Source organism: Streptosporangium longisporum (assembly GCF_039534895.1).
In the GTDB taxonomy this organism is placed as follows: domain Bacteria; phylum Actinomycetota; class Actinomycetes; order Streptosporangiales; family Streptosporangiaceae; genus Streptosporangium; species Streptosporangium longisporum.
The window spans coordinates 1-25807 of record NZ_BAAAWD010000025.1; the positions used below are offsets into that span (position 1 = coordinate 1).

The 25807-nt window shown below is 73.7% G+C and carries 21 protein-coding genes and 4 pseudogenes; 11 read left to right on the plus strand and 14 right to left on the minus strand.

All coding sequences use genetic code 11. The features are described from left to right. Positions 1–21: 21 nt before the first annotated feature. Positions 22–453: pseudogene (locus tag ABD832_RS37225) on the plus strand (discoidin domain-containing protein); the annotation flags it as partial. A gap of 2 nt (positions 454–455) precedes the next feature. On the opposite strand, the gene ABD832_RS37230 reads toward ABD832_RS37225, so the two are convergent. Beyond that, positions 456–689: a hypothetical protein gene (locus ABD832_RS37230; RefSeq protein ID WP_344905832.1), complete on the minus strand. Its 234-nt coding sequence runs from the start codon at positions 687–689 to the stop codon at positions 456–458. Positions 690–697: 8 nt separating this feature from the next. Between ABD832_RS37230 and ABD832_RS37235 the strand changes: the two genes are divergently transcribed. Next, positions 698–1468, plus strand: a complete 771-nt coding sequence (locus ABD832_RS37235) for a DUF1996 domain-containing protein (RefSeq protein ID WP_344905835.1) — start codon at positions 698–700, stop codon at positions 1466–1468. 261 nt (positions 1469–1729) lie between these two features. Further along, the gene (locus ABD832_RS37240; protein WP_344905838.1) at positions 1730–2365 is read left to right on the plus strand and encodes a DUF305 domain-containing protein; all 636 of its coding nucleotides are present in this window, start codon (positions 1730–1732) and stop codon (positions 2363–2365) included. Positions 2366–2537: 172 nt separating this feature from the next. Here ABD832_RS37240 and ABD832_RS37245 read toward each other — a convergent pair whose 3' ends face one another. The 3 genes from ABD832_RS37245 to ABD832_RS37255 all read right to left on the minus strand — a co-directional run bounded on the left by ABD832_RS37245 (position 2538) and on the right by ABD832_RS37255 (position 5436). Next, a complete protein-coding gene (locus ABD832_RS37245) occupies positions 2538–3341 on the minus strand; it encodes an ATP-binding cassette domain-containing protein (protein WP_344905841.1) in 804 nt (267 codons plus the stop codon). Continuing rightward, positions 3338–4345, minus strand: coding sequence for an ABC transporter permease (locus ABD832_RS37250; RefSeq protein WP_344905901.1), 1008 nt, complete (start codon positions 4343–4345; stop codon positions 3338–3340). Before ABD832_RS37250 ends, ABD832_RS37245 begins: the two co-directional genes overlap by 4 nt. Before the next feature lie 101 nt (positions 4346–4446). Further along, positions 4447–5436: a sugar ABC transporter substrate-binding protein gene (locus tag ABD832_RS37255; RefSeq protein WP_344905844.1), complete on the minus strand. Its 990-nt coding sequence runs from the start codon at positions 5434–5436 to the stop codon at positions 4447–4449. Between the two features lie 485 nt (positions 5437–5921). Between ABD832_RS37255 and ABD832_RS37260 the strand changes: the two genes are divergently transcribed. Then, entirely contained in the window at positions 5922–6908 is a 987-nt protein-coding gene (locus ABD832_RS37260) for a sulfotransferase family protein (protein ID WP_344905847.1), read from the plus strand. A gap of 108 nt (positions 6909–7016) precedes the next feature. Here the strand turns inward: ABD832_RS37260 and ABD832_RS37265 are convergent, their stop codons facing one another. From ABD832_RS37265 to ABD832_RS37275, 3 genes are all read right to left on the minus strand, one after another. Beyond that, the gene (locus ABD832_RS37265; RefSeq protein ID WP_344905850.1) at positions 7017–7907 is read right to left on the minus strand and encodes a glycoside hydrolase family protein; all 891 of its coding nucleotides are present in this window, start codon (positions 7905–7907) and stop codon (positions 7017–7019) included. Positions 7908–8071: 164 nt separating this feature from the next. Next, positions 8072–9394: a lanthionine synthetase LanC family protein gene (locus ABD832_RS37270; RefSeq protein WP_344905853.1), complete on the minus strand. Its 1323-nt coding sequence runs from the start codon at positions 9392–9394 to the stop codon at positions 8072–8074. 116 nt (positions 9395–9510) lie between these two features. Then, a complete protein-coding gene (locus tag ABD832_RS37275) occupies positions 9511–10314 on the minus strand; it encodes an inositol monophosphatase family protein (RefSeq protein WP_344905856.1) in 804 nt (267 codons plus the stop codon). Positions 10315–10606: 292 nt separating this feature from the next. On the opposite strand from ABD832_RS37275, the gene ABD832_RS37280 reads away from it, so the two are divergent. Then, positions 10607–11347 carry a GntR family transcriptional regulator gene (locus ABD832_RS37280; RefSeq protein WP_344905859.1) on the plus strand — a complete coding sequence of 247 codons (741 nt, stop codon included), beginning with the start codon at positions 10607–10609 and terminating at the stop codon, positions 11345–11347. A 295-nt stretch (positions 11348–11642) separates the two neighbouring features. Then, positions 11643–14162: a helix-turn-helix transcriptional regulator gene (locus ABD832_RS37285; RefSeq protein ID WP_344905862.1), complete on the plus strand. Its 2520-nt coding sequence runs from the start codon at positions 11643–11645 to the stop codon at positions 14160–14162. 141 nt (positions 14163–14303) lie between these two features. On the opposite strand, the gene ABD832_RS37290 is transcribed toward ABD832_RS37285, so the two are convergent. From ABD832_RS37290 to ABD832_RS37300, 3 genes are all read right to left on the minus strand, one after another. Further along, positions 14304–14789 (minus strand): YflT domain-containing protein, encoded by a 486-nt coding sequence (locus ABD832_RS37290; RefSeq protein ID WP_344905865.1) that lies wholly within the window; start codon positions 14787–14789, stop codon positions 14304–14306. A 204-nt stretch (positions 14790–14993) separates the two neighbouring features. Then, the gene (locus ABD832_RS37295; protein WP_344905868.1) at positions 14994–15635 is read right to left on the minus strand and encodes a response regulator; all 642 of its coding nucleotides are present in this window, start codon (positions 15633–15635) and stop codon (positions 14994–14996) included. A 97-nt stretch (positions 15636–15732) separates the two neighbouring features. Next, positions 15733–16833: a sensor histidine kinase gene (locus ABD832_RS37300; RefSeq protein WP_344905872.1), complete on the minus strand. Its 1101-nt coding sequence runs from the start codon at positions 16831–16833 to the stop codon at positions 15733–15735. Between the two features lie 158 nt (positions 16834–16991). Between ABD832_RS37300 and ABD832_RS37305 the strand changes: the two genes are divergently transcribed. After that, positions 16992–17678: an ABC transporter ATP-binding protein gene (locus ABD832_RS37305; RefSeq protein WP_344905875.1), complete on the plus strand. Its 687-nt coding sequence runs from the start codon at positions 16992–16994 to the stop codon at positions 17676–17678. Next, positions 17675–18409, plus strand: coding sequence for an ABC transporter permease (locus tag ABD832_RS37310; protein WP_344905878.1), 735 nt, complete (start codon positions 17675–17677; stop codon positions 18407–18409). Before ABD832_RS37305 ends, ABD832_RS37310 begins: the two co-directional genes overlap by 4 nt. 55 nt (positions 18410–18464) lie before the next feature. Here ABD832_RS37310 and menD read toward each other — a convergent pair whose 3' ends face one another. Then, positions 18465–20123 carry a 2-succinyl-5-enolpyruvyl-6-hydroxy-3-cyclohexene-1-carboxylic-acid synthase gene (gene menD / locus ABD832_RS37315; protein WP_344905881.1) on the minus strand — a complete coding sequence of 553 codons (1659 nt, stop codon included), beginning with the start codon at positions 20121–20123 and terminating at the stop codon, positions 18465–18467. 118 nt (positions 20124–20241) lie between these two features. After that, positions 20242–21129 (minus strand): 1,4-dihydroxy-2-naphthoyl-CoA synthase, encoded by an 888-nt coding sequence (menB, locus tag ABD832_RS37320; RefSeq protein ID WP_344905887.1) that lies wholly within the window; start codon positions 21127–21129, stop codon positions 20242–20244. A 77-nt stretch (positions 21130–21206) separates the two neighbouring features. On the opposite strand from menB, the pseudogene ABD832_RS37325 reads away from it, so the two are divergent. From ABD832_RS37325 to ABD832_RS37335, 3 genes and pseudogenes are all read left to right on the plus strand, one after another. Beyond that, positions 21207–22408 (plus strand): annotated as a pseudogene (locus tag ABD832_RS37325) (AMP-binding protein). Positions 22409–22451: 43 nt separating this feature from the next. Next, complete coding sequence (locus ABD832_RS37330) at positions 22452–22814, plus strand: hypothetical protein (protein WP_344905892.1); 363 nt, start codon at positions 22452–22454, stop codon at positions 22812–22814. A gap of 277 nt (positions 22815–23091) precedes the next feature. Next, positions 23092–24528 (plus strand): annotated as a pseudogene (locus ABD832_RS37335) (RNA polymerase sigma factor). Between the two features lie 179 nt (positions 24529–24707). Here ABD832_RS37335 and ABD832_RS37340 read toward each other — a convergent pair. Both ABD832_RS37340 and ABD832_RS37345 read right to left on the minus strand, forming a co-directional pair. Next, a pseudogene (locus ABD832_RS37340) lies at positions 24708–24918 on the minus strand (MbtH family protein). Between the two features lie 389 nt (positions 24919–25307). Beyond that, positions 25308–25583: a hypothetical protein gene (locus ABD832_RS37345; protein ID WP_344905897.1), complete on the minus strand. Its 276-nt coding sequence runs from the start codon at positions 25581–25583 to the stop codon at positions 25308–25310. Between the last annotated feature and the right edge of the window lie 224 nt (positions 25584–25807).

Below are 25807 nucleotides of genomic sequence, written 5' to 3' on the forward strand. Positions count from 1 at the left end.
CCCCTAAGGACCTTCATCCACATGAGTGAGACCGCTCCGCGCACCACGGCACCTCGCCGGCGAACGCGCCGCCTCGCGCTCACCGGTGCCCTCGCGACCCTTCTGGGCGCCTGCCTGGTGAACGGCGTCCTGCCGGCCGAGGCGGCCGAGGCGCCGCTGTCACGGTCGGGCAAGGCCACCGCCTCCTCGTCCGAGAGGGGCGACCTGTCCCCCTCGGCCGCGATCGACGGCAGGGACGACACCCGCTGGTCGAGCGCCTTCGACGACCCCCAGTGGTTCCAGGTCGACCTGGGCGCCTCCGCGTCGATCACGAAGATCGTGCTGAACTGGGAACGCGCCCACGCCACCGCCTTCACGATCCAGACCTCCTCCGGCGGCGGCCAGTGGAAGACGATCCACGCCACGACCGCGGGCAAGGGCGGGACGCAGACGCTGAACGTCTCGGCCACCGGCCGCTACGTGCGGCTGAACGCCACCGCGCGCTCCTCGGAGTACGGGGTGTCGCTGTGGGAGTTCGAGGTCCACGGCACCGGCGGGAGCACCGCGACCCCCCGGCCCAGCGCCTCCCCCACCCGCACGTCCCCGAGCGCCTCCCCGAGTGCCACCCCCACCCGCACCACCCCGAGCGCCTCCCCGACCAGGCCCGTCCCCTCGCAGACGCCCTCCGGGCCCGGGGGCGACCTGCCCAAGGGGCCCGGTGCCGCCGGGCGCGGTGCGGGTGGCGGAGTTCGTGGCCGAGTGCCCGTACACCCACCGGCTGCCCGACGACCCGATCGTGGTGCCGGGCCTGCCCGGCGGGTCGCACATGCACAGCTTCTTCGGCAACACCACGACCGACGCCGACTCCGACGTCACGAGCCTGCTCAAGGGCGGCACCACCTGCAGCCCGAAGACCGACCTGTCGTCGTACTGGGTGCCGACCCTCTACAGCGGCGACAAGCCGGTCGAGCCGACCGGCACCACGTTCTACTACCTGGGCGAGGGCGTGCGGGACGAGCTGATGGCCAAGACCCGGCCGCTGCCGCTGGGACTGCGGATCGTGGCCGGCAACGCCAAGGCCACCAAGCCCGACGCCTCCAGCAACGCGCGCTGGTCGTGCCTGCACGCCGGGCACGTGGGCTCCTCGAAGGACTTCGTCGAGTGCCCCTCGGGCACGATGCTGGAGTCCTACCTGGACTTCCCGCACTGCTGGAACGGCAAGGACCTGGACTCGGCCGACCACAAGAGCCACATGTCCTACCCGGTGAACGGCGCCTGCCCGGCCTCGCACCCGGTGATCGTGCCCAAGCTGCGCCAGGTGCTGCGCTACCCGGTCAGCGGCGACCCGGCGAAGTTCCGGCTCGCGTCCGGTCCGGGCTTCACCATGCACGGCGACTTCTTCAACGCCTGGCCCGAGGCCGAGATGGAGCGCCGGGTGCGCGACTGCATCCGCCCGATCGTCAAGTGCGGCGCCGACGGCACCCCCTGACACCGAGACGACGCCCGGAAGGCGGTGACCGGAGCACGGCCACCGCCCCACGGTTATCGCCCCACGGTGACCGGCCCATGGCGGCCGGTCACCGCCGGCCGTCCGGTGGCGATCGTTTGACATGACCGGTTGACGGCGGGGCATGCGGCACCGTACGTCTGTCTCACCCCCACCCTCATCCGAACGGCGGGCGGGGCCCGGTCCCGGGCCCCGCCCCACCCCGGGTCCCCCCTCCGGCACGGCCCGGGTGAAGGGAGCGACATGAGAGCGTCCGTCGTCGGTGTCCCGGTACTCGCGGTGCTCACCGTCCTGCTGGTCTCGCGCTGCATGGCGGCCGGGCCCGAGTCCCATCCGGCCGCGGGTCACCACCGGGCCGGACCGGCCGTGGCCGTGAGCTCCCCCCTCCCCTCCACGGCCCCCTCCGGCACGCCCTCCACCGAGGCCGCCACCCCGGCCGGTCCCTTCAACGCCACCGACCTGGCCTGGCTGCAGCTGATGATCCCGATGACCGAGCAGTCGGTACGCCTGCTGGAGCTGGCCCCCGGCAAGACCTCGAACCCCGCGATCACGCGGTTCGCCACCGAGACCGTGCCCGCCCGCCGGGCGACGCTCAAGGGGCTGCGCGACCTGCTGCGGCGGGCCGGGGTGCCGCAGAGCCGCGAGCACGAGGGACACGACATGCCGGGCATGACGACCCCGGCCGACTTCGCCGCCCTGGACCGCGCGGACGGCCCGGCCTTCGACCGGCTCTTCACCGGGAACGCGCGGGAGTACCTGACCCAGTCCGTGCTGGTGGCCAAGGGCGAGGGACGGTCCGGGGCCGACCCGGCCACCAAGGCGTTCGCCGCGGCCACCGCCAAGGCCCACACCGACCAGCTCGCCCGGCTGGACCCCTGAACCGCGCCGCGCCCCCGTCCGGGACGTCGTGGGCCCGCGAGCGGCACCGAGGGCCGCGGGAGACGGTCACCGGCCGGGACGTCACAGGCCGGTGAGCACCCCGGGGCCTGTGAGCGGCGCCGCGGGCTCACCGGGCCCGCGCGGTGGACCCACCGGCGCCCGCACGGGGGGTTCAGCCCGGCGGGTCCTCGGACCGGCTCAGCTCGTGGGCGAGCTGCTCCAGCTCTGCGCCACCCGCCATCAGGGAGGTCAGCTCCTCGCGGGTGATCTCGTCCTTGGCGTACTCCCCCAGGCTCGTGCCCCGGTTGAGCACCAGGAAGCGGTCCCCGATCGGGTAGGCGTGGTGCGGGTTGTGGGTGATGAAGACCACGCCCACGCCCCGGTCGCGGGCCTGGGCGATGTAGCGCAGCACGACCCCGGCCTGCTTGACCCCCAGGGCCGAGGTCGGCTCGTCCAGGATGAGCACGCGGGCCCCGAAGTGGACCGCGCGGGCGATGGCCACGGACTGGCGCTCACCGCCGGACAGGGTCCCCACCGGCTGGTCGACGTCACGGATGTCGATGCCCATCGAGCGCAGCTCCTCGCGGACCGTCCGCCGGGCCAGGGCCACGTCGAAGCGGCGCAGCGGCCCCCGGCCCAGCACGGGCTCCGACCCGAGGAAGAAGTTCCGCCAGACCGACATCAGCGGGATCATCGCCAGATCCTGGTAGACGGTGGCGATGCCCCGCTCCAGCGCGTCACGGGGGCTGCCGAAATCCGCGGGGGCGCCGTCCACCAGGTACGCGCCGGTGTCGGGGGCGTGCACGCCCGACAGGATCTTGATCAGCGTGGACTTGCCCGCGCCGTTGTCGCCGAGGACGCAGCCGACCTGTCCCGCGCGCACCCGCAGGGAGACGTCGCGCAGCGCGATCACCCCGCCGAACGTCTTGCCCACGCCGCGCACCTCCAGCAGCGGGGTGTCGTCCGTCCCGGTCAATGCCTCATCTCCTCGGCGTAGCGGCGTACGAACCGGTTGGCGAGCGTGGCCAGCAGCAGCATGGCCCCGAGGAAGAAGGTGAACCAGTCGGCGTCCCACCCGGCGAAGACGATGCCCTTGTCCGCCATACCGAAGATCACCGCACCCACGGCGGCGCCGATCGCGGAGCCGTGGCCGCCGGTCAGCAGGCAGCCGCCGATGACCGCCGCGATGATGTAGACGAACTCCTGGCCCACTCCGGAACCGGCCTGCACCGAGGTGAAGCGGAGCGCCATGATCGAGCCGACCAGCCAGGCCGCCCCGGCGGTGGTCATGAACAGGGCGATCTTGGTCCGTTCCGCGGGGACCCCGACCGCGCGGGCGGCCCGCTCGTCGCCGCCCACCGCGAAGATCCAGTTTCCGGCCCTGGTCCTGGCCAGCACCCAGGTGGCCACGGCGGTGACGGCCAGCCACCACAGGACGGACACCCGGAACTCGGCTCCGGCCACCGTGATCGTCCCGCCCAGCACGGCCCTGGCCTCCTCGTACCCCTCGACCCTGCGCAGCCCGCCGACCTGCACGGTGCCGGTGAGGGCCTTGGTGGCGCCCAGGTTGACGCCCTGGAGCATCAGGAAGGTGGCCAGGGTGACGATGAAGCTCGGCAACCCGGTGCGGACGACCACCAGGCCGTTGAGGAGTCCGACGAGCAGCGCCACGGCCAGGGCCACGCCCATCGCCGCCCACAGCGGCAGGCCGTAGCGGGTGGAGAGGACGACCGTGACCAGGCCGACGGTGCCGGTCAGCACGCCCGCCGACAGGTCGAACTCGCCCCCGATCATCAGCAGCGCGATGGCGACCGCCATGATCCCCAGGGTGGAGGCCGGGTCCAGCCAGTTGGCCACGCCCTCGACCGAGCGGAAGACCGGCGACTGGGCGGCGAAGAACGCGAAGACCACCAGGGCGCCCACCACCGCGCCGAGCTCCGGCCTGATCAGCAACCGGCGGGCCGGCCCGCTGCGGGCCAGCCGCTCGTCGGCCGCACCGGCCTTGCCGGTCCCACCGGCCGCGCCGGTCCCGCCGGCCGTGTCGTCCGTGCCGGGGGTGTCACCGATGCCGGTGGGCACCGTCACCGGGTGCCCTTCTCGGCCAGCTGCGCCACCTTCTCGGCGTTCTCCTTGGTGACGAAGCCGGGGCCGGTGTTGACCGGCAGGCCGCCTCCGACGGTGTTGAGGTTGTCCCGGTGGAGGGTCAGGAACGTGATCGGCAGCCAGCCCTGCAGGTACTGCTGCTGGTCGACCGCGAACGCGATCTCACCGTCCTTGATCGCGGTCACCACGTCGGCCGAGAGGTCGAAGGTGCCCAGCACGGCCTTGGACCCCCCGTCGGCGATGGCGTCGCGGGCCGCGACGGCCACGGCCGGGTTCAGGGTCAGCACGCCGTCGAGCGAGGGGTCCGACTGGAGCCTCGCCTTGATCTTGGAGGTGGCGTCGGCGAGGTTGCCCACGTCCACCTGGAGCCGTTCGACCGTGCCGCCCAGCCCCTGGGTCGCGCCGTTGCAGCGCTGGTCCAGGCCGACGTTCCCGGCCTCGTGGATCACGCAGAGCAGCTTGGCAACCCCCTGGGCCTTGAGCCTCTCCCCCGCTCCCCGGCCGGCGACGTCCTCGGACTGGCCGACGTGCGTGATCGCGCCGAACTCCCGGGAGACGTCCCCGCCGGAGTTGATGGTGATCACCGGGATGCCCGCGGTCACGGCCTTCCCGATCGACTCCTTGAGAGCGTCGGGGTTGGCCATGGAGACCACGAGCCCGTTCACCTTCTGGCTGACGGCCTGGTCGATGAGCTGGGACTGGCGCCCGGGGTCGCCGTCGCCCTGGTAGGTCACGGTGACGCCGTAGCGCCTGCCCGCCGCCTCGGCGCCGTTCTTGACCACGTCCCAGAAGGCGTCGCCCGTGCCCGCGTGGGTGACCACCGCGAAGGTGCCGTCGCCGGCCGCGGGGGCGGGAGCGCTTGCCGGCTGCTCCACCGAGGGCTCCCCGCCGGCCTGCCCGGCCGAGCAGCCGGTCAGGACGGAGAGGCCCAGAACCGCCGCCAGGATCGGGACTGTCGTCCACTTCATTCGGTACCTCCGCGCGTCGCCTCGCCGGATCTCCCCGTCCCTGGTTTGTAACTAATGCATTACCTACGTGTCAATGATTTGTCGTGACATCACGACGTGACGCGAGGGTAGGAACGTGCCATGTCCACCGGGGCCGCGGCACACGGCTCGGCTCGGCTCGGCGGCACGCGTACACGGCATCGCGGCACCGGAACGGCGAACGGGAACGCCCCGGCAACCCCCCGTTAACACGGTCTCGGTAATCTTCCCGGTCACAGAAGTGCGGAACCCGTGCACGATCGAGAAGCATCCGGAAGGCCCCCCGGGGGGTCACCGGGCGGAATCGCGTCGTCGGCCCCTGCCGTTCCGGGAGGGGCCGACGACTGAAGCCCGGATTTCCGGGAATTCTGTCCGGGAATGTCACGACCTCGCGGCCGGACACTTGCCTTCGTCCGAGAAGGGGTTATATTTACCAATAATGACAGTAGGGATTAAGGGTAATAACGATGCCGCTGCCGAACTTCCTGACCATCGGTGCCCCCAAGGCCGGGACCACCGCGCTGCACTCGGCTCTCGCCCGGCACCCGCGACTGTTCATGTCCCCGGTGAAGGAGCCCAAGTTCTTCCTCAGCGACGGCCCGCCGCCGACCAAGGGCGGGCCGGGAGACGCCCAGACCTACCGTGAGCACGTCTGGCGGCGCGAGGACTACGAGGCGCTGTTCAGCGAGGCCCCGCCGGGAACGCTCACCGGCGAGTCCACCCCGTTCTACCTCTACGACCGGGCTGCGCAGCGGCGGATCAGGGAGACCATCCCCGACGCCAGGCTCATCGTGGTGCTGCGCGACCCGGTGGAGCGCGCGCACTCCAACTGGACGCACCTGTGGTCGGCCGGGCTGGAGCCCATCGGCGACGTGCTGAGGGCCTGCGCCGAGGAGGAGCGGCGGGTCAGGGCCGGCTGGGCGCCGTTCTGGCACTACCTCCGGCTCGGCAGGTACGGCGAGCAGCTCGAACACCTCTACACGCTCTTCCCGCGCGAGCAGGTGCTCGTCTACCGCTACCGCGACCTGGTCGACCGCCCGGTCGACACCCTGGACCGGATCTTCCGCTTCCTCGGGGTGGAGAGCGGCGTGGTGACCGAGGTGCCCCGGGAGAACGTGACCGCCCACCCCGAGCCGACCCGGGGGCACCGGCTGCTGTCCCGGGCACTGCGGGTGGGTACGGCGATGGGACGGTTCCTGCCGGACCGGGTGAACGTGGCCCTGACCGACCCGCTGGAGCGCAGGCTGCAGGAGCAGGCCCGCCCCCGCCAGCCGCTGACCTGGGACCAGCGCGAGAAGCTGATCCCCTACTTCACCGAGGACGTGGCGCTGCTGCAGCGGGTGACCGGGGAGGACTTCAGCGACTGGCTGCGTCCGCGCGAGCGCTCGGGAGGCCTGGTGGGCACCCGTCCCGACGGCCAGCGCCAGGCGCGCAACGGCCGTCCCCAGCCCTGAGCACGAGAACTCAGCCCCGAGCACGAGAACCGGCGGAATCGAGCGGGGACGGCACCGGCACGACGGCCGGGAGGGACCCCGGGTGCGCGGGCGCACCCGGGGCCGTCGTCAGCGCAGCTCGGTGCGGAGGTCGTGGGCCCCGTCCGCACGGGTGTACTCGTAGTACAGCCGGCGCCCGCCGCCGGGCAGGTCCACGATGTCGAGGTAGCGCAGGCCACCGCCGGCGTGCGGCGAGACCGCCACGGGCTCGGTGCCGACCGGGGTCAGCTCGGCGGGGTCGGTGCCGATCGCGACCCCGGTCTTCTCCTCGTAGTTCTCCCCGGCCGTGGCCCTTCCGTCGTAGAAGGCCACCACCTGATCGCCCACGAAGCGGACCGCCGCCACCCGCGCGCCCCGGGCGTCCCAGGTGCCGGGCCGGCCGCTGAGCGCGGTGCCCTGCCAGGTCCACTCGATGCCGTCGGCGCTGGTGGCGTAGTCCGACACCATCTGGTCGGCCTCCTCGGCCGCGTCCAGCGGGTGGCAGGAGGCCCACAGGTGCCACACGCCGTCCCGGAGCACGATCACCGGGTCCTTGACGCCGGTCTTGGGGTCGCCCGGCAGCACGACCTGCCGCTGCGAGGCGCGGAAGCCCGACGGCTCGTCGGCCTCCAGCACCTCGACCCGCCAGTGCTTGGTGCCGTAGGTCGCGCAGCTGAGGTAGAGCCGCCACCGGCCCTCGAGGGTGCGGACCATGGTCGGCCGCTCCAGCGACTCGGTGTCCATCTCCTCCCTGCCGATGGTGAGCAGGGTCTCGAAGTGCTCACCGTCGGCGGAACGGGCGATGGCGACCGCGTAGCCGCGTCCCTGGCCGACGGGGCGGCGGAGCCGGTAGGCGAGGTAGATCATCCCGTCGCTCCACACCGCGCTCGGGGCACCGGCCCAGTGGCCCGCGGCCGACTGGGCGGGCTCGATCGCGACGACGGAGCGGTCGGGGTCGGGAAGGAAATCCTGGATTGTCACGGGACCGAGACTAGGCAGGCTCTGGGCAGCACTCACGGGGAATCACCAATCATCATCACGAGCTTTGTCACCCCTTGACAGGCAAAGGGCATATCGTCCGAAGTCTGTGAGGCGCGACGTTCCGGCCCCGGGGGCCGTCTTCCGATCATCCCGGCGACCGGTCCTCAGGTCCTGCGGAGCGTCGAGCTGGGCAGCGGGATGGCCGGGAACGGGTTGTCCGGCGGCAGGATCAGGCGCCGTGCCTCCCGCGGGCGCGCGGTGGCGTCCAGGTGCAGGAGCGCCGATCCGATGCCCGCCGCGCCGACCATGTACCCGGTGTCGGCGGTCACCTCTCCGGGCCGTAATCGGCGGTAGGCCTGGTACCAGCGGGAGCCCCGGCCGTCGTGGCGGGTGGCCCGGGTGACCAGGTCCCGGCCCAGGGTCCTGGCGTAGTCCAGGTGCCGCTGCTCGCCGGTCGCCGCCCAGAGGCCGACGAACAGCTCCACCAGCCCGGCGGTGCCGCAGCACTGGCAGGCCGAGTTCCAGTAGCCGCCGCTCTGCACGGGCGGGGCGCCGCTGCGGACGATCCCCCTGGCCAGCCGCTCGGCCCAGTCGAGGTCCCCGGCGTCGTCCGAGACGCGGTGCAGTTCGTAGAACATCCGGGCGACCCCGGCCGAGCCGGAGCAGAAGCCCAGGTAGTGCAGGTCGCGTCCCTGCGGGATGTGGTGCGGCACCAGGGCGCACCGCTCGGTCACGGTGCTGACCGCCCGGACGAAGTCGGCTCCCCTGCGGGCGGCGTCCAGGAAGCGGCTCTCGCCGGTGACCCCGTACAGGCGGGCGAGCACGAAGGCGGTGCCGGCCGTGCCGGACAGGAAGCCCGGGGTGACCGCGTCCATCGGCAGGTCGGCGCAGGCCTCCTCGCCGAACCGGTGCCCGGGGACCACCAGCGCGGCGATGCGGTCCCCGGCCTCGACCGCGATCTCCTGGTAGGCGGGCACCCCCAGGATGCCCCCGGCGTGCAGCAGCCCGAGGATGGTGCCGCCGTCGCCCCGCTGGGCGGGGTCACCGGTCCAGCCCAGGCCGCCGTCGACGGGACGGGCGCTGCGCACGATGTGATCGGCGATCGCGGCGGCCTCGACCTCGAACTCCCGCTCGCCGGTGGCCCACCCGGCCTCGGACAGGACGAACATCACCCCGGCCAGGCCGTGGTGGAGGGAGAGGTCGGCCTGCTCGCGCCAGGTGGCCATGAGGTGGCGGGCACCGGCCCGGACGTCGCCGAGGTAGCCGTCGTCACCGGTGGCGGCGGCGACCTCCAGGAAGAACAGCACGATCCCGGCGGCCCCCGAGTACAGCGAGAGCGGGTGGTCGGGCATGGCGGCCCGGCCGTGCGGATCGGGGTTGGCCCGCCAGTGCCGCCCCCGCTCGTCGTCCACGGCCGCCGACCGGATCCAGCGCGCGGCCTCGACGGCGGTGGCCAGCGGGCTCTCGTCCTCCGGCTCCATGCTCATGTCGGCTCCTTCGTACGGCGACACGACCACCTTACCCTTATTTCCTACAGGATCAATTGGTAATGTGGTCGGGAACTCCGGGACAGGCCGTGCCAGGGCCCCCTGCCCGCCCCTGCTCAGGCCGGGCGGCCGTCGAGGACCAGCTCGCTCATGACCGATCCCGCCAGGTCGAACCCTCCGACGTGGGCGAGGTAGCCACCGGGTTCGAAGACCGACCCCTTCAGCGGGATGAAGACGCCTCCCGCCTGACGGATCAGCAGCGAGCCCGCCGCCATGTCCCACGGACTGACCCTACTGCCGTAGGCGACGTCCGCCCACCCCGCCGCGACATGCGCCAGCTTGAGCGCGGTGCTGCCGGGACGGCGGGTCGAGGCGAAGGACGTCAGCATCCGGCCGAAGCGCTGCAGCGTCTCCTGCCCGCCGTCGGTCACCTCGGCGGGGAAGGGGTAGCTGGTCAGCAGCACCGCCTCGCGGTCGCGTACGGCACCGGCGCTGCGCAGCGGCACCCCGTTGCACCAGGCCCCGGTGAGGTCGGCGCGGAACTCGTCGTCGCGCGCCGGGTCGTAGATCACCCCGGCGACCACCTCGTCGCCGACGGCGGCGGCGATCGACACGCAGAAGAACGGCAGCCCCACGGCGAAGTTCGCGGTCCCGTCGATCGGGTCGACGTACCAGCGGATCTCGCCCGAGCCCTCGCTGCCGCCCTCCTCGCCGATGACCGTGCTGCCCGGCACGCGCCTTTCGATGATCTCCCTGATGATGTGCTCCGAGGCGTGGTCGTGCTCGGTCACCGGGTCGTGGAAATCGCTCTTGGTCTCGACGGCGGGACGCGATCGGAACACCTCGCGCAGCCGGTCTCCGGCGGTGCGGGCGGCCTCCACCGCGACGGCGGCGAGATCTGCCGAGGCATTGGGGTCCATGGGCTTCCTCCAGTGGCGCGAACCGGCGCCGGTCGTACGGGGGCGGATCGGGGATCGTCCGGGGCGGACGGGGGCGGGGGTGCGGGCGGGGCCGGAGTCGGTTGCAGGTGGGGGTCGGGTGCGGGCACGGGTCGGATGCCCCGTCCCATAGTGCAGGAGGAGAGAGCCCACGAAGACACCGGACAACACCGGATGACGCCGGTGACACGGTCAGACGGGTCGCGACCGGTTTTTGTCAGGACATTCTGATGTCCGCTACCCTGACGGCGAGGTGCGGCAACCAGGAGGGCGAATGACGGCGCGGCTCGCCATCGAGCTTGACCGGTCCAGCCCGGTCCCCCTCTACTACCAGGTGGCCGAGCAGATCTCCGAGGCCATCCGCCGGGGCGACCTGCCGCCCGGGTCCCGTCTCGACAACGAGATCCTGCTCGCCGACCGGCTGGGAGTGTCGCGGCCGACCGTCCGCCAGGCGATCCGCTACCTCGTCGACAAGGGCCAGCTGGTCCGCAAGCGGGGCGTGGGCACCCAGGTCGTGCACGGCCAGGTCAGGCGATCGGTCGAGCTGACCAGCCTCTACGACGACCTGCGCAGGGCCGGTCAGGAGCCCGCGACCAAGGTGCTGCTGCTGCGGTCCGTCCCGGTGAACGAGGAGATCGCCGGGATCCTCGGCGTGGCGCCCGGGACCGAGGTGACGCACCTGGAGCGGATCCGCTACGCCGCCGGGGAGCCGCTGGCCCTGCTGCACAACTGGCTGCCCGTGCCGCTCGCCTCGCTGAGCGCCGAGAGCCTCCAGCAGCGGGGGCTGTACGAGCTGCTCCGCTCCGCCGGGGTACGGATGCGCGTGGCGAACCAGCGGATGGGCGCCCGGGCCGCCAGCGCGGCCGAGGCGCGGCTGCTCGGCGAGCGGCGTGGCGCGCCGCTGCTCACCATGGTCCGCACCACCTACGACGACCAGGGCAGGGCCGTCGAGCACGGTTCCCACGTCTACCGCGCCTCGCACTACTTCCTCGAGGTCACGCTCATCGAGCGCTGAGAAGGGCCCGGCTCCCCCGCAGCCCGGTTTCCCCACGGTCCGACTCCCCGCGGTCCGGTTCCCCCGCGGCCCCGCTCCCTGTTGCCCAGTTTCTCCACGACCCGGCTCCCCGCAGCCCGGTTTCCCCGCGGTCCGGCCTCGACGTCGTTTCATGGTCAAATCTCGGCCAAACCACCGGGACAACCGGGATCACCGGCGCGTGGTGATTCGTCCCGCGGGGATGCCCTACGGGTGACCACCGTTGAGAGGACCGGGCCCACGACCGCGACCCCGGGAGCGGGCGCGGGGCGAGACGATGCGCGGCCGGGGAGATGAGTGGGCGGCGGTGCTCACCCTGCTGGGCGGCGTCGCCTCCCGTACGGGGAACGTGCTGCTCGTCCAGGGCAGGCCGGGGACGGGCAGGACGCTGCTGCTCGACGAGGCCACCGGAGCCGCGTCCGCGCTGGGAATGGCGGTCGTCACCGGGCGGGCCGACGAGCTGGGACGGCTGACCCCCCTGGGCCCGTTGCTGTCCGCGCTGCCGGCGATCGAGGCCGGGAACGCCCTCTGTGACGGATCCGGCCGGCTGCTGTGGCCGGACGGCCGGGTACGGGCCTCGCTGGAGGACAGGCTCCGCTCGGGGCCGCTGCTGGTGGTCCTGGACGACCTCCAGTGGGCCGACCCGGCCACGCTCATGGTGCTGCGCACGCTGCCCGCGAGGCTGGCCGACCGGGCGGTGGCCTGGCTGCTGGCCTGCCGTGGCGCGCCGCCGCGTGACGCCCCCGGGCGGCTGTTCGACCTGCTGGAGGCGGACGGGGCCGTACGGATCACCCTCGGCCCGCTCGGCCGGGAGGCGGTGGCCGGGGTCTGCGCCGACCTGCTGGGCGCACCGCCCGGACCGGGCCTGGCGGCCCTAGCCGCCCAGGCCGGCGGTGACCCGCTGCTGCTGTCGGAGCTCCTCATCGGGCTGCGCGAGGAGGGTGCCGTACGGCTGGAGGGCGGCCTCGCCCACCTGGCCGGGACCCTGCCGGCCCCGGCCACACCCGCGATCGGCATCCCGGTGGAGCCCGCACCGGACGGGATCGCGCTTCCCGTGCGTCTGCACGTCGCCGTCCGGCGGCGGCTGGACGAGCTGGGCGGTGGGACCCGCCACCTGCTGGAGGCGGCGGCGGTGCTCGGGCGCTCGTTCTCGCCGGAGCACGTCGCCGGGCTGTTCGGCGAGACCCCGGGGGCGTTGCTCCCCGCCCTGGAGGAGGCCCTGACCTCCGGCGTGCTCGTCACCACCCCCGATGGGCTCGCGTTCCGCCAGGAGGTGCTGTGGCGGTCGGTCGCCGAAGGCATGCCGGAGCCGGTGCGACGGGCACTGCGGGAACGGGCCGGGCATGCCTGCCGGACGCGATCGGCCTGCCCGCCCCACGACGTCGGCGGCATCGCTCCCGGCCCCGGGACCGGCCCGGCAACCGTCCTCGCTCCCGCCCCCGGACCGCCCCTCGGACCCGGCCTCGACCTCGGTTCCGACCTCGACCTCGACGTCGGTTTCGATCTCGGCCTCGGACCCGTTCTCGATGTCGGCGTCGGCGTCGGCGCCGGTGCCGGTGCCGGTGCCGCTTTCGCCCCCGGTTCCGGAACGCCGGGCGGCCCGGCCCTGCTCGCCTGGGACGAGGGGCTGCTCTCGCGCGGGCTGGAACTGGCCCGCGAGGCCGTGGACCGGCCCGGCCGTGGACGGCACCGGTGGCCGCGGGCCGTCCTGGCGTCCATGCTGATCGACCTGTGGCTGCTCGACGACGCCGAGACGGTGACGGAGGAGGCCGCCGCCGAGGCCGGGTCCAGGGCCGCGAGCGAGCCCGCCCTGACCGCCGAAATCGGGGTGCTCCGCGCGCGTCTCGCCCTGGCCGCGGGCCGGTTCGACCGCGTGGTCGAGCACGCCGGGAGCGCGCTGGCCGCCGCCCGGGGCCCGGACGCGGCCGGTCTGGCCTGCTCGGCCCTGTCGGTGCTCGGCATCGCGGCACTGCGCGCGGGCGACCTGCCGGGAGCCGTCGGGTACATGGCGAGGAGACCGGCCCGATGGTCGTGGGGCCTGCCGCCGTACGCGCGGCTTCGTGCGGAGCTGGCGGCCGCGCGGATCGGCGAGGCACGTACCGGGCCGGTGGACGCGACGGCCGCGCTCGGCGGCGTCTACGCGGCGCTGCCCCGGCACACCGCGGCACTGACCTGCGAGCCCGCCGCGGCGGCGTGGCTGGTACGGGTGGCGGTGGCGGCGGGCGAGCCGGACAGGGCCGACGCCGTGGTCGAGGCGGCCGAGGGGCTGGCCTGGCGCAACCCCGGCCTGCCGGGACCATCGGTGGCGGCCGGCCACGCGCGGGGCCTGCGTGAGGGCGACCCCGAGGCCCTGGGCCGTGCCGTCGCCGGGTACGCCGACCCGTGGGCCAGGGGTTCGGCCGCCGAGGATCTCGGCGTGCTGCTCGGCGCGGGAGGCTGCCACCGGGAGCCGGTCGTGGAGAGCCTGCGGACCGCCCTGGCCTGTTACGGGGCCGTGGAGGCCACCCGCGACGCCGCACGGGTGCGGGGCAGGCTGCGCCTGCTGGGCGAGCGGCGCCGCCACTGGACCAGGACCGACCGTCCCGTGTCGGGATGGGCCAGCCTGACCGGCACCGAACGGGCCGTCTGCGCCTTGGTCGCGCAGGGGCTGACGAACCGGCACGCCGCCGAGCAGATGTTCATCAGCGAGCACACGGTCGCCTTCCACCTGCGGCAGGTCTTCCGCAAGCTGGGCATCCGCTCACGGGTCGAGCTGGCCAGGCTCGCCGTGCAGGAGAACGACCGGAGCCTGCGCTGAACAGGCCCGGCCGATCCGAGGAGCGGGTCCGGGCGGTCGGATGAACGGGGCCGGCCGATCCGACGAGTGATCCGATCGATCGGACGAGCCGATCCCGTCGGATGAGCGAACCCGGGCCACCCGGTGAGCGGGCCCGGCCGATCAGATCTGCTGCCGGGGCATCTGCTCGGAGGTGCCCACGTTGAGCAGCCTGCGGGCCTCGGCCGCCTGGGGAGTCGCGACCAGCACCTCGTAGCGGTCGGCGATGATCGCGCTGGAGGAGAGGAAGTCCCGCTTGCCGCCGGTGAACGCGTGGCTGATCAACCCGAAGACCGCTCCGGCCACGGCACCCCACACCAGCCCCCACAGGGCCAGGACGACGGGGAAGGGCCCGGGAGCGAAGATCGCGAAGAACAGGCCGATCAGCAGGCCGAACCAGGCGCCGGTCCCCGCGCCCATCGCGGCCGCGCGCAGGTAGGTCAGCCGCCCGAGCACCTGCTCGACGAGCCGGAGACCGACCCCGACGATCATCGTGTGCTCGACCGGGAACTTCTGGTCCGACAGCTGGTCCACGGCACGCTGGGCCTCGGCGTAGGTGCCGAAACCGGCCACGGTCTCGTGGGTGGTCAGGTTGACGTCAGGTCGCATGGCACTTCCCTTCGACGGGTACCTGCGACGCAGGTCCGTACCCGAATCACCCTTGCCTCGCGACGGCGTCCCCCACATCCCCAGACCTGACGGTTCTTCCGCCCGGACCCCGGCGACCGGACGCCGCCTCCCGGGCCCTCACCCTCAGGTCCCTCACGCTCCGGACCCTCACGCACCGGGCCACCGGGCTCAGGGCCACCGGGCTCAGTCGGGCATCAGGCCGTGCCGGAAAGCGTACGTCACCGCCTGGGCCCGGTCGCGCAGGCCCGCCTTGGCGAAGAGGTTGTTGATGTGCGTCTTGACGGTCGCCTCGGAGATGAACAGCGTCCCGGCGATCTCCGCGTTCGAACGGCCCTCCGCTATCAACCGCAGCACCTCCGCCTCGCGGCGGGTGAGCCCGTCGGGCAGGTCCGGTGCCCGGCGGTTCCCGGCCACCGCCTCGGCCAGCCGGCGCTGGATGGCCGGGTCGAACTGGGCGTCCCCCCGTACCACGGTGGTGATCGCCGAAGCCAGCGCCTCGGCGTCGGCGTCCTTGGTCAGGTACCCGCGTGCTCCGGCGGCCAGGGCGGCGAAGACCGACTCGTCGTCGGAGTAGGTGGTCAGGACCACCACGTGGATCTCCGGATGCTCCGCCCTGATCCTGCGGGTCGCCTCCACCCCGTCCATCCGGGGCATGCGCAGGTCCATCAGGACCACGTCGGGCCTGAGGGACCCGGCCAGCAGGACCGCCTCGCGTCCGTCGGCGGCCGCCCCGGCGACCTCGATGCCCGGCAGCAGCCCGAGCAGCAGCACCAGCCCCTCGCGCACCACCGTCTGGTCGTCGGCCACCAGCACCCGCACGCTCACCCCGGCACCCCCGCCACGTCGAACGCCCCCGGCCCGCCGGCGTGAACCGTCCGCGGCGCGGTGCCCGCCCCCACGGCGGCACCGCGCCGCGGGCGGCTCACGCCGGAACCCGCAGGAGGACCTCGAAGCCCTCCGCGCCCGGCCGGGCGGCCAGCGACCCGCCGATCAGCTCGGCCCGCTCACGCATCCCCACCAGCCCGTACCCTCCCTCCGAGGGCGCCGGCCGGTCCGGCGCGCCTCCCGTGTCGCACACCCGCAGCTCGCACCACTCCCCGGTACGGCACAGCGCCACCGAGACCGCGGCGCCCGGCGCGTGCCTGCGCACGTTCGTCAGCGCCTCCTGGGCGGTCCTGGCCACCGCCAGCCGGGCCCCGGCCGTCAGCGAGCCGAGGTCGCCGGTGACCGAGACCGCGCAGGGCGCCCCGGTCGCCGACCGGAACTCCACGGCCAGCCGTTCCAGCCGCTCGGCCAGCGGCAGTTCCTGCCCGCGCAGCGCGTCGAGCGCCCGGCGGGTCTCCTCCAGCCCGGTCCGGGCCAGCCGCACGGCCCGGTTGACCCGGTCGAGGGCCGCGGCGGGGTCGTCACCCCGCTCCAGCAGCAGCCGCGCCCCCTCCAGGTGGACGATCTGCGCCGACTGCGAGTGCGCCAGAATGTCGTGGACCTCCCTGGCCAGCCGCGCCCGGTCGGCCAGCACCGCCTCCCCCGCCCGCGCCTCGGCCAGCGCCGCGCCCTGCTTGCGGATCACCCTCATGTGCCGTACGAGGAACATGATGACGGCCGCGTAGGCCATCCCGAAGACGTTGCCCATCACCTCCCAGCCCTGCAGGCCCGACAGCAGGCCCACGGCGGCCGTGCCGGCGACCGCGGCTACCACCAGCAGCACCGCGGGCCTCGTGCGGGCCCTGGCCGGTGCGGCGAACAGCAGGGGGTAGAGCAGTCCCAGGCCGGTGTAGTGCTCGATCGTGTTCAGGGCGAGGCCCGCGGCGAGCGGGACCGCCAGCAGCAGGGCGGCGCGCCGCGGGTCGTCGTCCCGGAGCGCCCACAGGAAACAGCCGGTGGCGACCGCGCCGAGCACGAGGACCGGCGGTGCCCACGGCAGGCCGACCTGGACCGCGACCAGGACCGGGCCGTACAGCAGGTACGCCCCCAGCAGGACGGCAAGGAACCGGCGCACCGCGGGGCGACGGAGGAGGGTCACGAACGACAAGCTACCCGCGGCCTCCCCCGGGCGGCCATCGGCCCCGGGGTGGAGATCGTCTCCACCCCGGGCCCCCGGCCACCTCCCCCCGGGTGGACATCGCGCGGTCCACCCCCGGGACCGTGTGCTCCCACCCTCCGCGGGGCCATCGTCGAGGTATGTCAGCGATCAGTGTCACCCACCTCGGCAAGTCGTTCGGCGCGGTCCGCGCCGTGGACGATCTGTCCTTCACGGTGGAGCGGGGAACGCTCACGGCCTTCCTCGGCCCCAACGGAGCGGGCAAGACCACCACCCTGCGCATGATCCTCGGCCTGGTCACCCCCACCGACGGCACCGCCGTGATCGGCGGCACGGCCTACCGCGACCTGGAGCGCCCCGTCTCGACGGTCGGGGCCGTCCTGGAGGCGACGGCCTTCCATCCCGGGCTCAGCGCCCGTACCCACCTGGAGGCGCTCCGGATCGCCGCGGGCCTGGAGGCCGGGCGCGTGGCGCACGTGCTGGAGCAGGTCGACCTCACCGGCGCGGCCGACCGCAGGACCAAGGGGTTCTCGCTGGGGATGCGCCAGCGGCTCGCCCTGGCCTCCGCCATGCTCGGCGATCCGGAGATCCTCATCCTCGACGAGCCCGCGAACGGCCTGGACCCGGCCGGCATGCGCTGGCTGCGGGGCTTCCTGCAGGCCTGCGTCCACCGGGGCCGCACGGTCCTGGTCTCCACCCACGTCCTCGCCGAGATCGGGCAGATCGCCGATCAGGCGATCATCATCGGGGGCGGCCGGCTCGCCTGGCAGGGCCCGCTCACCTCCCGGACCGACCTGGAGGAGCTCTACCTGGAGGTGACGCGATGAACCGCCTGATCCGCGCCGAGCTGCTCAAGGTGCGCGCGAGCCGCGTCACCTGGATCCTGGCCGCCCTCGCGCCCGTGATGTGCGTGGCCTGGGCGGCGCTGATGGTGATCCTGCCCGGGGTGGAGGGTGCGCCGCCCGGCCGCCGGGCCGAGTCCGTGTACAGCATGGCCCAGCAGGCCTACGTCTTCGCCCTGCTGCTCGGCGTCCTCGGCATGGCCGGGGAGAACCGCCACCGCACGATCACCTGGCAGTTCCTGGTCACTCCCCGGCGCGAGCGGGTGGTGGGCGCCAAGCTGGTCGTGCACGGCATCGTCGGGCTGCTGATCGGCGCCCTGTCCGCGCTGGTCACGCTGGGAGCGGGCCTGCTCATGCTGGGGGCGGCCGGCCAGCAGGTGTGGTCTCCCCGGGCGCCCGCGATCCTGCTCGGCTCGATGCTGGCCGTCACCCTGTACGGGACGTTCGGGGTGGCGCTGGGCGCGCTGATCCGCAACCAGGTCGCGGCGGTGGCGGTGGCGCTGATGTGGTTCATGTACGCCGACTACGTGCTGATCAGCTTCCTTCCCGTCCTGGGCAGGTGGCTGCCGACCGGGGCGGCCCGCGCGCTGAGCGGCATGCCGCTGCAAGGCGCCGAGCTTCTGCCCGTCTGGGCGGGCGGGCTGCTGTTCGCCGGCTACGTCGCGGTGCTCGTGCTCGCCGCCCGTGCCCTGACGCTCCGCCGCGACGTCACCTGAGCGCGGCACCCCGCACCCGTCCCGGCCGTCCCCTGCCCGGGCCCTGCGAGGACGGTCAGGCCAGGGTGGCGCGGACGGCGGCCTGGGCCGCGTCGCGCATCGCGACGTGCAGCATCGCGTTGGACTCACGGTCGGTCCGCACCTCGACCAGGCGCGGCCCCTCCCCGCGCAACGCCCGCTCCAGCCGCCCGGGCTCGTCCACGAACGTGTACGGCGTGCCGGTGGCGGCGGCCACGTGGCCCAGGTCCACCCCGTGCGCGGTGCCGAAGAGCCGCTCGAAGGGGTCGCGCAGCGCGGCCTGGGGCAGCAGCGAGAAGATCCCGCCGCCGTCGTTGTTCACCACCACCAGGCACAGGTCGGGGCGCGGCTCGCGGGGGCCCAGCAGCAGGCCGTTCTGGTCGTGCAGGAAGGTCAGGTCGCCCATCAGGGCGTAGGAGGGCCCGGTGTGGGCCAGCGCGGCGCCCATGGCGGACGACACCACGCCGTCGATCCCCGCCGCCCCCCGGTTGGCCATGATCCGCAATCCCCTGCGGGGCCGCATCGCCTGGTCCAGGTCGCGGATCGGCATGGACGAGCCGGAGAACAGCAGCGACCCGTTGGGCAGCGTCCCGGCCAGGTCCCGGGCCAGGCGCGGCTCGCTCAGCCCGGAGGCGTCCATCACCTCGTCGATGGCGCCCCTGGCGGCCGACTCGGCGCGCCGCCAGGAGTGCAGCCAGGCGTCGTCGCCCGCGGCGACCGGGATCTCCACCACCTGGGCGACCTGGGTGGCCGAGCGGGTCGGGTCGGGCCAGCGGGTCATGTCGGCGGCGACCACGATGTGCTCGCCGGCGTGCCTGAGCCAGTTCAGCAGGGGCCGCGACAGGCTCGGGCGGCCCAGGGTCACCACCACGTCCGGGCGGTGGGCGTCGGCGAACTCCGGCGTGCCGAGCAGGAAGTGGTAGGCCGACACGGCGTGGTCGCCGTAGCGGGCGCCGCCGCTGGGCTCCGACAGGACCGGCCACCCGGCCATGCCCGCGGCCGCCACGTACCGGCGTGTCCCGGTCGCGCCGTCGCCGACGACCAGCACGCCCCGCCGGGTCGGCGGCAGGTGCAGCGCCACCGGCGGCGAGGCCACCCGGGCGCGGACCCACGGGCCCTGGGCGTCGCCCTCCAGGGACTCGCACCAGGACTCGTCGCCGTCGGGGATCAGCGGCTCGCGGAAGGCCACGTTGAGGTGGACCGGGCCGGGGTCGTAGGGGCCCAGCGCGCGCTGGTAGGCCCGGCAGGCCAGCGACCGCCAGTAGGCGACCTGGCCGGGGCGTTCCTCGGGCACGCCGATCTCGCTGAACCAGCGCACGGCCGTGCCGTACATCTTGACCTGGTCGACGGTCTGGCTGGCGCCGGTGTCGCGCAGCTCGGGCGGGCGGTCGGCGGTGAGCACCAGCAGCGGCACCCCCGACTCGTGCGCCTCGATGACGGCCGGGTGGAAGTTGGCGGCGGCCGTACCGGAGGTGCAGATCAGGGCGACCGGGCGCCCGCCGCGGCGGGCCAGGCCGACCGCCAGGAAGGACGCCGAGCGCTCGTCCACCCGCACGTGCAGCCGGACGCGGCTGTCGGCGTGCACGGCCAGGGCCAGCGGCGTCGAGCGCGATCCGGGGGCGAGCACCACGTCGGTGAGACCGCAGCGGGCCAGCTCGTCGACCAGCACGGCCGCGAGCGCGGTCGCGGGATTCACCGCACCGCCTCCTTAACCCCCGTCCGGGGTGAGTCGCATCCGAAGGGCGCGCCGGGCCGGTCTCGTCCGTCCGGGACGACGCGCCGCGGGACCGCGCCCTCCCGGATGCCGGTGACCGCTACGGACGGCGCGGGAACCTGCCGAAGTCGGGGGCACGCTTCTCCTTGAACGCGTCGCGGCCCTCCTGCGCCTCCTCGCTCATGTAGTAGAGCAGGGTGGCGTCCCCGGCGAACTGCTGCATCCCGGCGGCGCCGTCGGTCACCGCGTTCAGCGCTCCCTTGAGCATGCGCAGCGCCAGCGGCGACTTCTCCAGCAGCTCGCGGGCCCACTTGACCGTCTCGGCCTCCAGCTCGGCCAGCGGCACGACGGCGTTGACCAGGCCCCAGTCCAGGGCGGTCTGCGCGTCGTACTGGCGGCACAGGTACCAGATCTCGCGGGCCCGCTTGAGGCCGACCGTCTCGGCCAGCAGCCAGGAGCCGTAGCCGCCGTCGAAGGAGCCGACCTTGGGGCCGGTCTGGCCGAAGACCGCGTTGTCGGCGGCGATGGACAGGTCGCAGCAGACGTGCAGCACGTGGCCGCCGCCGATGGCGTAACCGGCGATCATCGCGATGATCGGCTTGGGGCAGCGGCGGATCTGCACCTGCAGGTCGAGCACGTTGAGCCGGCCGACGTGCGGTGTGGACTTGTCGACGTAGCCGTCGTCGCCGCGGATCTTCTGGTCGCCGCCGGAGCAGAAGGCCCGCTCGCCCGCGCCGGTGAAGATGATCACACCGACCTCGGCGTCCTCCTGGGCGGCGTTGAAGGCGTCCTTGAGCTCGAAGAGCGTCGTCGGGCGGAACGCGTTGTGCCGCTCCGGGCGGTTGATCGTGATCTTGGCGATGCCCTCGGCGGTCTCGTAGATGATGTCCTCGTACTCGCCGGACCTCTTCCAGTCGACCGTGACGCTCTCCCCGAGGGGCGTCCCCGCCCGCTCGTCCGCGCCCGGCCCGACCCGCTCCGTGCCCACGATCGCTTCACCCTCTCCACTGCGCCGGGACCGTCCCCGGCCGTCGTCCGGCTTCCGGCACTAACCTTACGACCGTGATGACCGTTCCTGTGCACGAGGAGTGGCTTTCCGTGCCACGGGAGCTGCACGCCGTGGTCTCGGCGACCGGGCCGGAGCTGCTGCGCGCCGTCCGCGCGGCCCTGGACGGCGACGGCCCCGCCGTCCTGCCCCTGCCCCCCCACGCTTCCCGCCCCCGCGCTGCGGGCGACGCTGGAGGCGCTGCGTCCCACCCACGTCGACGGGGTACGCCGGGCGGACGGGATCGGCGTCCCCGCCGACGTGGCGGTGGTCATCGCCACCAGCGGCTCGACCGGCGCCCCCAAGGGCGTGCAGCTCTCGGCCGCGGCCCTGCGCGCCTCCGCGTCGGCCTCGCTGCGCCGCCTGGGCGCCCGGCCCGGCGAGCGGTGGCTGTGCTGCCTGCCCCCCTCCCACGTGTCCGGCCTCCAGGTCCTGGTCAGGTCGCTGCTGGCCGGGAGCGAGCCGATCGTGCACGAGGGCTTCTCCGCCGGGGCGGTGCTCGCCTCCGGCGCCGACCACGTCTCGCTGGTGCCCACCCAGCTGCGCCGGCTGCTCGGCGCGGGCCCGTCCGGCCCGCCGGACCTGTCGAGGTTCGCGACCGTCCTGCTCGGCGGGGCCGCCGCGCCGCCGGACCTGCTCGCGCAGGCCCGCGCGGCAGGGGCCCGGGTGGTCACCACGTACGGCATGAGCGAGACCTGCGGCGGGTGCGTCTACGACGGCGAGCCCCTGGACGGGGTGGATCTGCGCGTCGGCGGCGACGGCCGGATCCGGCTGGGCGGGCCGGTGCTGTTCTCCGGCTACCGCCTGCGTCCCGACCTGACCGAGGCCGCCCGCGACGGCGACCTGTTCCTCACCTCGGACCTGGGGGGTCGTGGAGGACGGGCGGCTGCGCGTGCTGGGACGGGCCGACGACGTGATCAACACCGGGGGCGAGAAGGTGGTCGCCGCGGTGGTGGCCGAGGCGGTGGCCGCCCATCCCGCGGTCTCCGACGCCGTGGTGGTCGGCCGCCCCGACCCCGAGTGGGGGCAGCGGGTGACGGCCGTCGTGGTCGCGGCGGACCCGCCCTCCCTGGCCGAGATCCGGGCCTTCGTCAAGGAGCGGCTGCCCGCCTACGCCGCCCCCGCCGAGCTGGTCGTCGTGCCCGGGATACCGCTTCTGGCCAACGGCAAGCCCGATCTGGAGGCCCTGCGTCATGGTCATGATCGGGAACCACAGGGGTAGGGTCACACGTCCAAGGGACAGCCGAAGCAGGAAGGACCAGCCGATGAACGTCACGCACAGGACATGGGTCTCGGCCGGAGTCGTGGGCCTGGTCCTCGCCGGCGGCATCTCCGTCACGGCGGCCGCCGCATCGGGCGGGATCGGCCGGACGGCCGAACCGGTGAGCACACCTTCGAGCGAGCCGGCGCCGGTCGCCCCGCACGACCCCCTCCCGTCCGGCGACCCCCGCCCCTCCCAGGAACCCTCCCCCACCGCTCCGGTCCCGCCCGCGGAGGACCACGTGGTCTCCAGGGAGATCAACCCCGACCCCGAGAAGATCGTCGGCTACTGGACCGAGGACCGGATGGAGGAGGCGGAGCCCTTCCCGATGCCGATCGTCGAGGGCCCGCTCGAGGTCGCCGAGTAGGCTCCGCGCCCGTTCCCCCCGGCACGTCCCCGCCCCGGGCCCGCGCGCCGGAAACCCTGCCGGACGCGGGCCGGCGCGGTGGCCGGTCACGGGCGGACCCCCGGCCGGTCACGGAAAAAGGTGGTCCGCTCCTTGCATTTTCCCGGTCGAGCCGGGAACAGAACGTTTCTCGCTGGGGTTATTGATACCGGTGCGCTGAGCGGCCCCCCAGACCGCCCCACCCCACGACCAAGCAGACCGTTTCATCAGACGACTCCGTGATGGAGGAGGTGTCCTCATGCCCCCAACCGCCGTGGCGACCTCATCTGAGGCCCCGTCGACCCTCGAACAGTTCCTCGACCGAGGGCGAGTCCAGGGCCATCTCTCACTCGCGGAGCTGCGCCACGCCTTCGCCGAGGCCGGTATCAGCCCCGCCGAGGGCAGGTCGATCCTGCGCGGCCTCACCGAGGCGGGCGTCAGCCTGGCCGCCGAGAACGAGCCCGCGCTCTCCTCGACGGCCGGCCGCAAGGCCAAGGCCCCTCGCAAGACCGCCGACCGCAAGGCCAAGGCCGCCCCCGCCAGGAAGACCGCGACCGAGCCGGCCGCGTCTCCCGCCAAGAGCAGGACCGCGACCAAGGCGGCCGTCAAGGCCGCCGCGGGTACGGACAAGACCGCCGAGACCGTCGACGGTGTCGACGGCGTCCCTGCCGACCTGGACGAGCTGAACGTGCCCGAGGCCGCCGAGCTGGAGGCCGTGGAAGCCGTGCAGGCCGTGGAGGAGCTCGAGGCGGAGCCGGCGATGGACCTGGACGACCAGTCCTCGGTCATGGGCGACTCGGTGCACACCTACCTCAAGTCGATCGGCCGCCGCACCCTGCTCACCGCCGCCCAGGAGGTCGAGCTGGCCAAGCGGATCGAGGCCGCGGCTGTACGCCGAGGCCAAGCTGGAGGCCGAGCCGGGCCTGTCCGCCTCCGCCCGCGACGACCTGGAGTGGATCGCCGAGGACGGCCGCCGGGCCAAGAACCACATGCTGGAGGCCAACCTCCGCCTGGTGGTCTCCGTCGCCAAGAAGTACACCGACCGGGGCATGGCCCTGCTCGACGTGGTCCAGGAGGGCAAACCTGGGCCTGATCCGCGCGGTGGAGAAGTTCGACTACACCAAGGGCTACAAGTTCTCCACCTACGCCATGTGGTGGATCCGCCAGGCCATCCAGCGCGGTTTCGCCGACTCGGCCCGCACCATCAGGCTGCCGGTGCACGTGCTGGAGATGCTCTCCAAGCTCTCGCGCGTCGAGCGCGACATGCACCAGCGGCTGGGCCGCGAACCCACGCCGGAGGAGCTGGGCGTCGAGCTGGACAAGACCCCCGACCAGATCGAGGAGCTGCTGCGCACCAGCCGCCAGCCGATCAGCCTCAACGCCACCATCGGCGACGACGGCGAGACCACCATCGGCGACCTGATCGAGGACGTCGACTCGCCCGAGGCGTCGGAGGTCGTCGACCGCCAGCTCCTGGGCGAGCAGCTTCGCGGGGTGCTCGGCAACCTCTCCCCCAGGGAGGCCAAGATCATGGCCCCTGCGCTTCGGCCTCGTCGACGGCAAGCCCCACACCCTCGACGAGATCGGCAAGCACCTCGGCCTGACGCGCGAGCGCATCCGCCAGCTGGAGAAGGAGTCGCTGTCCAAGCTCCGTCACCCCAGCAACACCCGCCCGCTGCTCGACTGGGCGAGCTGACGACCGGCCCCCGGGTCTCCTGACCCGTCGCGAAGGGCGCCGCCGCGAGACCTCACGGTCCGCGACGGCGCCCTTCGTCGTGTACGGGGCTTCCCTGCGGCGGTTCCCGTGCCCCAGGGACCCCGGGCCTCGAGATCGTCGGGTCCCTCAGGGGTCCGGGCCCGGGTGCCGGGAGAGGCTCAGCCCTCCATCCGGGCGACGAGGCTGCGGGGACGCATGTCGGCCCAGGAGCTCTCGACGTAGGACAGGCATCCGGCGCGGGAGTCCTCGGCGTGGGCGACCTCCCAGCCCGCGGGGACGTCGGCGAACGCGGGCCACACGCGAGTGCTGCCCCTCGGCGTTTACCAGCACCAGGTAGGACGCGTCCTCGTCCTCGAAGGGGTTGGTCATCGGGTACCTCCGGCGACGGGCTCCCGGACGGCCGGGCCGGGGAGCGTGGGACGCGCGCCCGGGAGAGGACCCGGGCACGCCATGGCGAAAGGACACGACGGCACGGTGAGGCCCGCGGCCCGCTTCTTCCGGTGTGACACCGGGGCGAGCGGTCACGGGTTCGCCGCACCGTCATTAGGAAAGGCTTACCTAAAATCGACCGAATCGACGTCGATGTCAAGCGTCCCCGCCATGAGCCGGATCACAGCCCTCCGCCCGGTGCCGGAAACGCCCACGTCCAGGCGTCCGGGCACGACGAAGCCCGCCCGCCGGCGCGGAGCGCGTGACGGGCGCGACGGGGAGCGAACGACCCGGTCCCGCCGTCCGGACGGCGGGGGACGGGGAAGGGGTCAGCGGGCCGAGGCCTGGACCGGGCGCGGGACCCGGGGAATGCCGGTCAGCCGGTTCCGCTCGCGCATGGTGCGCAGCCGGTTGACCTCGTCGGTCCACCCGGCCCCCTCGGGGGTGGCCCTGGCCCTGCGGCGGCGGATCCGGTCGTCGTAGGACCTGACCCCGAACGTCGCGCGCTGGTTGGCCTCGGCCGCGCGCAGGGCCTCGGTCAGCGCCTTGTCGAAGGCCAGACCGGCCGCCCGCACCACCTCGACCGGGGACGCGGCGGCCTGCACCCTGCGCAGTTCCGCCTCGGCGGCGCGCGCCCTCTCCAGAAGCTCGGGAAGCCCTTCCCGACCTCCTGGTCGGCGTGGTGACGAACCTCCGCCTCCCGGCTCACGCGCGGTCGGAAAAACGCCATCGTCCACCCTCTCTCACCGCCGCCGGGCCCTTCTCCGGCAGATCACCGCTCGTAGCCTACGCCGTCCCGCGCCGGCCCATCATCCCGGTCCCGCGCTCC

Bases quoted from the DNA above. Each gene is read 5' to 3' on its own strand.
- ABD832_RS37275 (WP_344905856.1), bottom strand. From the start codon at position 10,314: ATGGACCCCAATGCCTCGGCAGATCTCGCCGCCGTCGCGGTGGAGGCC.
- ABD832_RS37285 (WP_344905862.1), top strand. From the start codon at position 11,643: ATGCGCGGCCGGGGAGATGAGTGGGCGGCGGTGCTCACCCTGCTGGGC.
- ABD832_RS37330 (WP_344905892.1), top strand. From the start codon at position 22,452: ATGAACGTCACGCACAGGACATGGGTCTCGGCCGGAGTCGTGGGCCTG.
- ABD832_RS37290 (WP_344905865.1), bottom strand. From the start codon at position 14,789: ATGCGACCTGACGTCAACCTGACCACCCACGAGACCGTGGCCGGTTTC.
- ABD832_RS37305 (WP_344905875.1), top strand. From the start codon at position 16,992: ATGTCAGCGATCAGTGTCACCCACCTCGGCAAGTCGTTCGGCGCGGTC.
- ABD832_RS37260 (WP_344905847.1), top strand. From the start codon at position 5,922: ATGCCGCTGCCGAACTTCCTGACCATCGGTGCCCCCAAGGCCGGGACC.
- ABD832_RS37310 (WP_344905878.1), top strand. From the start codon at position 17,675: ATGAACCGCCTGATCCGCGCCGAGCTGCTCAAGGTGCGCGCGAGCCGC.
- ABD832_RS37270 (WP_344905853.1), bottom strand. From the start codon at position 9,394: ATGAGCATGGAGCCGGAGGACGAGAGCCCGCTGGCCACCGCCGTCGAG.
- ABD832_RS37280 (WP_344905859.1), top strand. From the start codon at position 10,607: ATGACGGCGCGGCTCGCCATCGAGCTTGACCGGTCCAGCCCGGTCCCC.
- ABD832_RS37255 (WP_344905844.1), bottom strand. From the start codon at position 5,436: ATGAAGTGGACGACAGTCCCGATCCTGGCGGCGGTTCTGGGCCTCTCC.
- ABD832_RS37240 (WP_344905838.1), top strand. From the start codon at position 1,730: ATGAGAGCGTCCGTCGTCGGTGTCCCGGTACTCGCGGTGCTCACCGTC.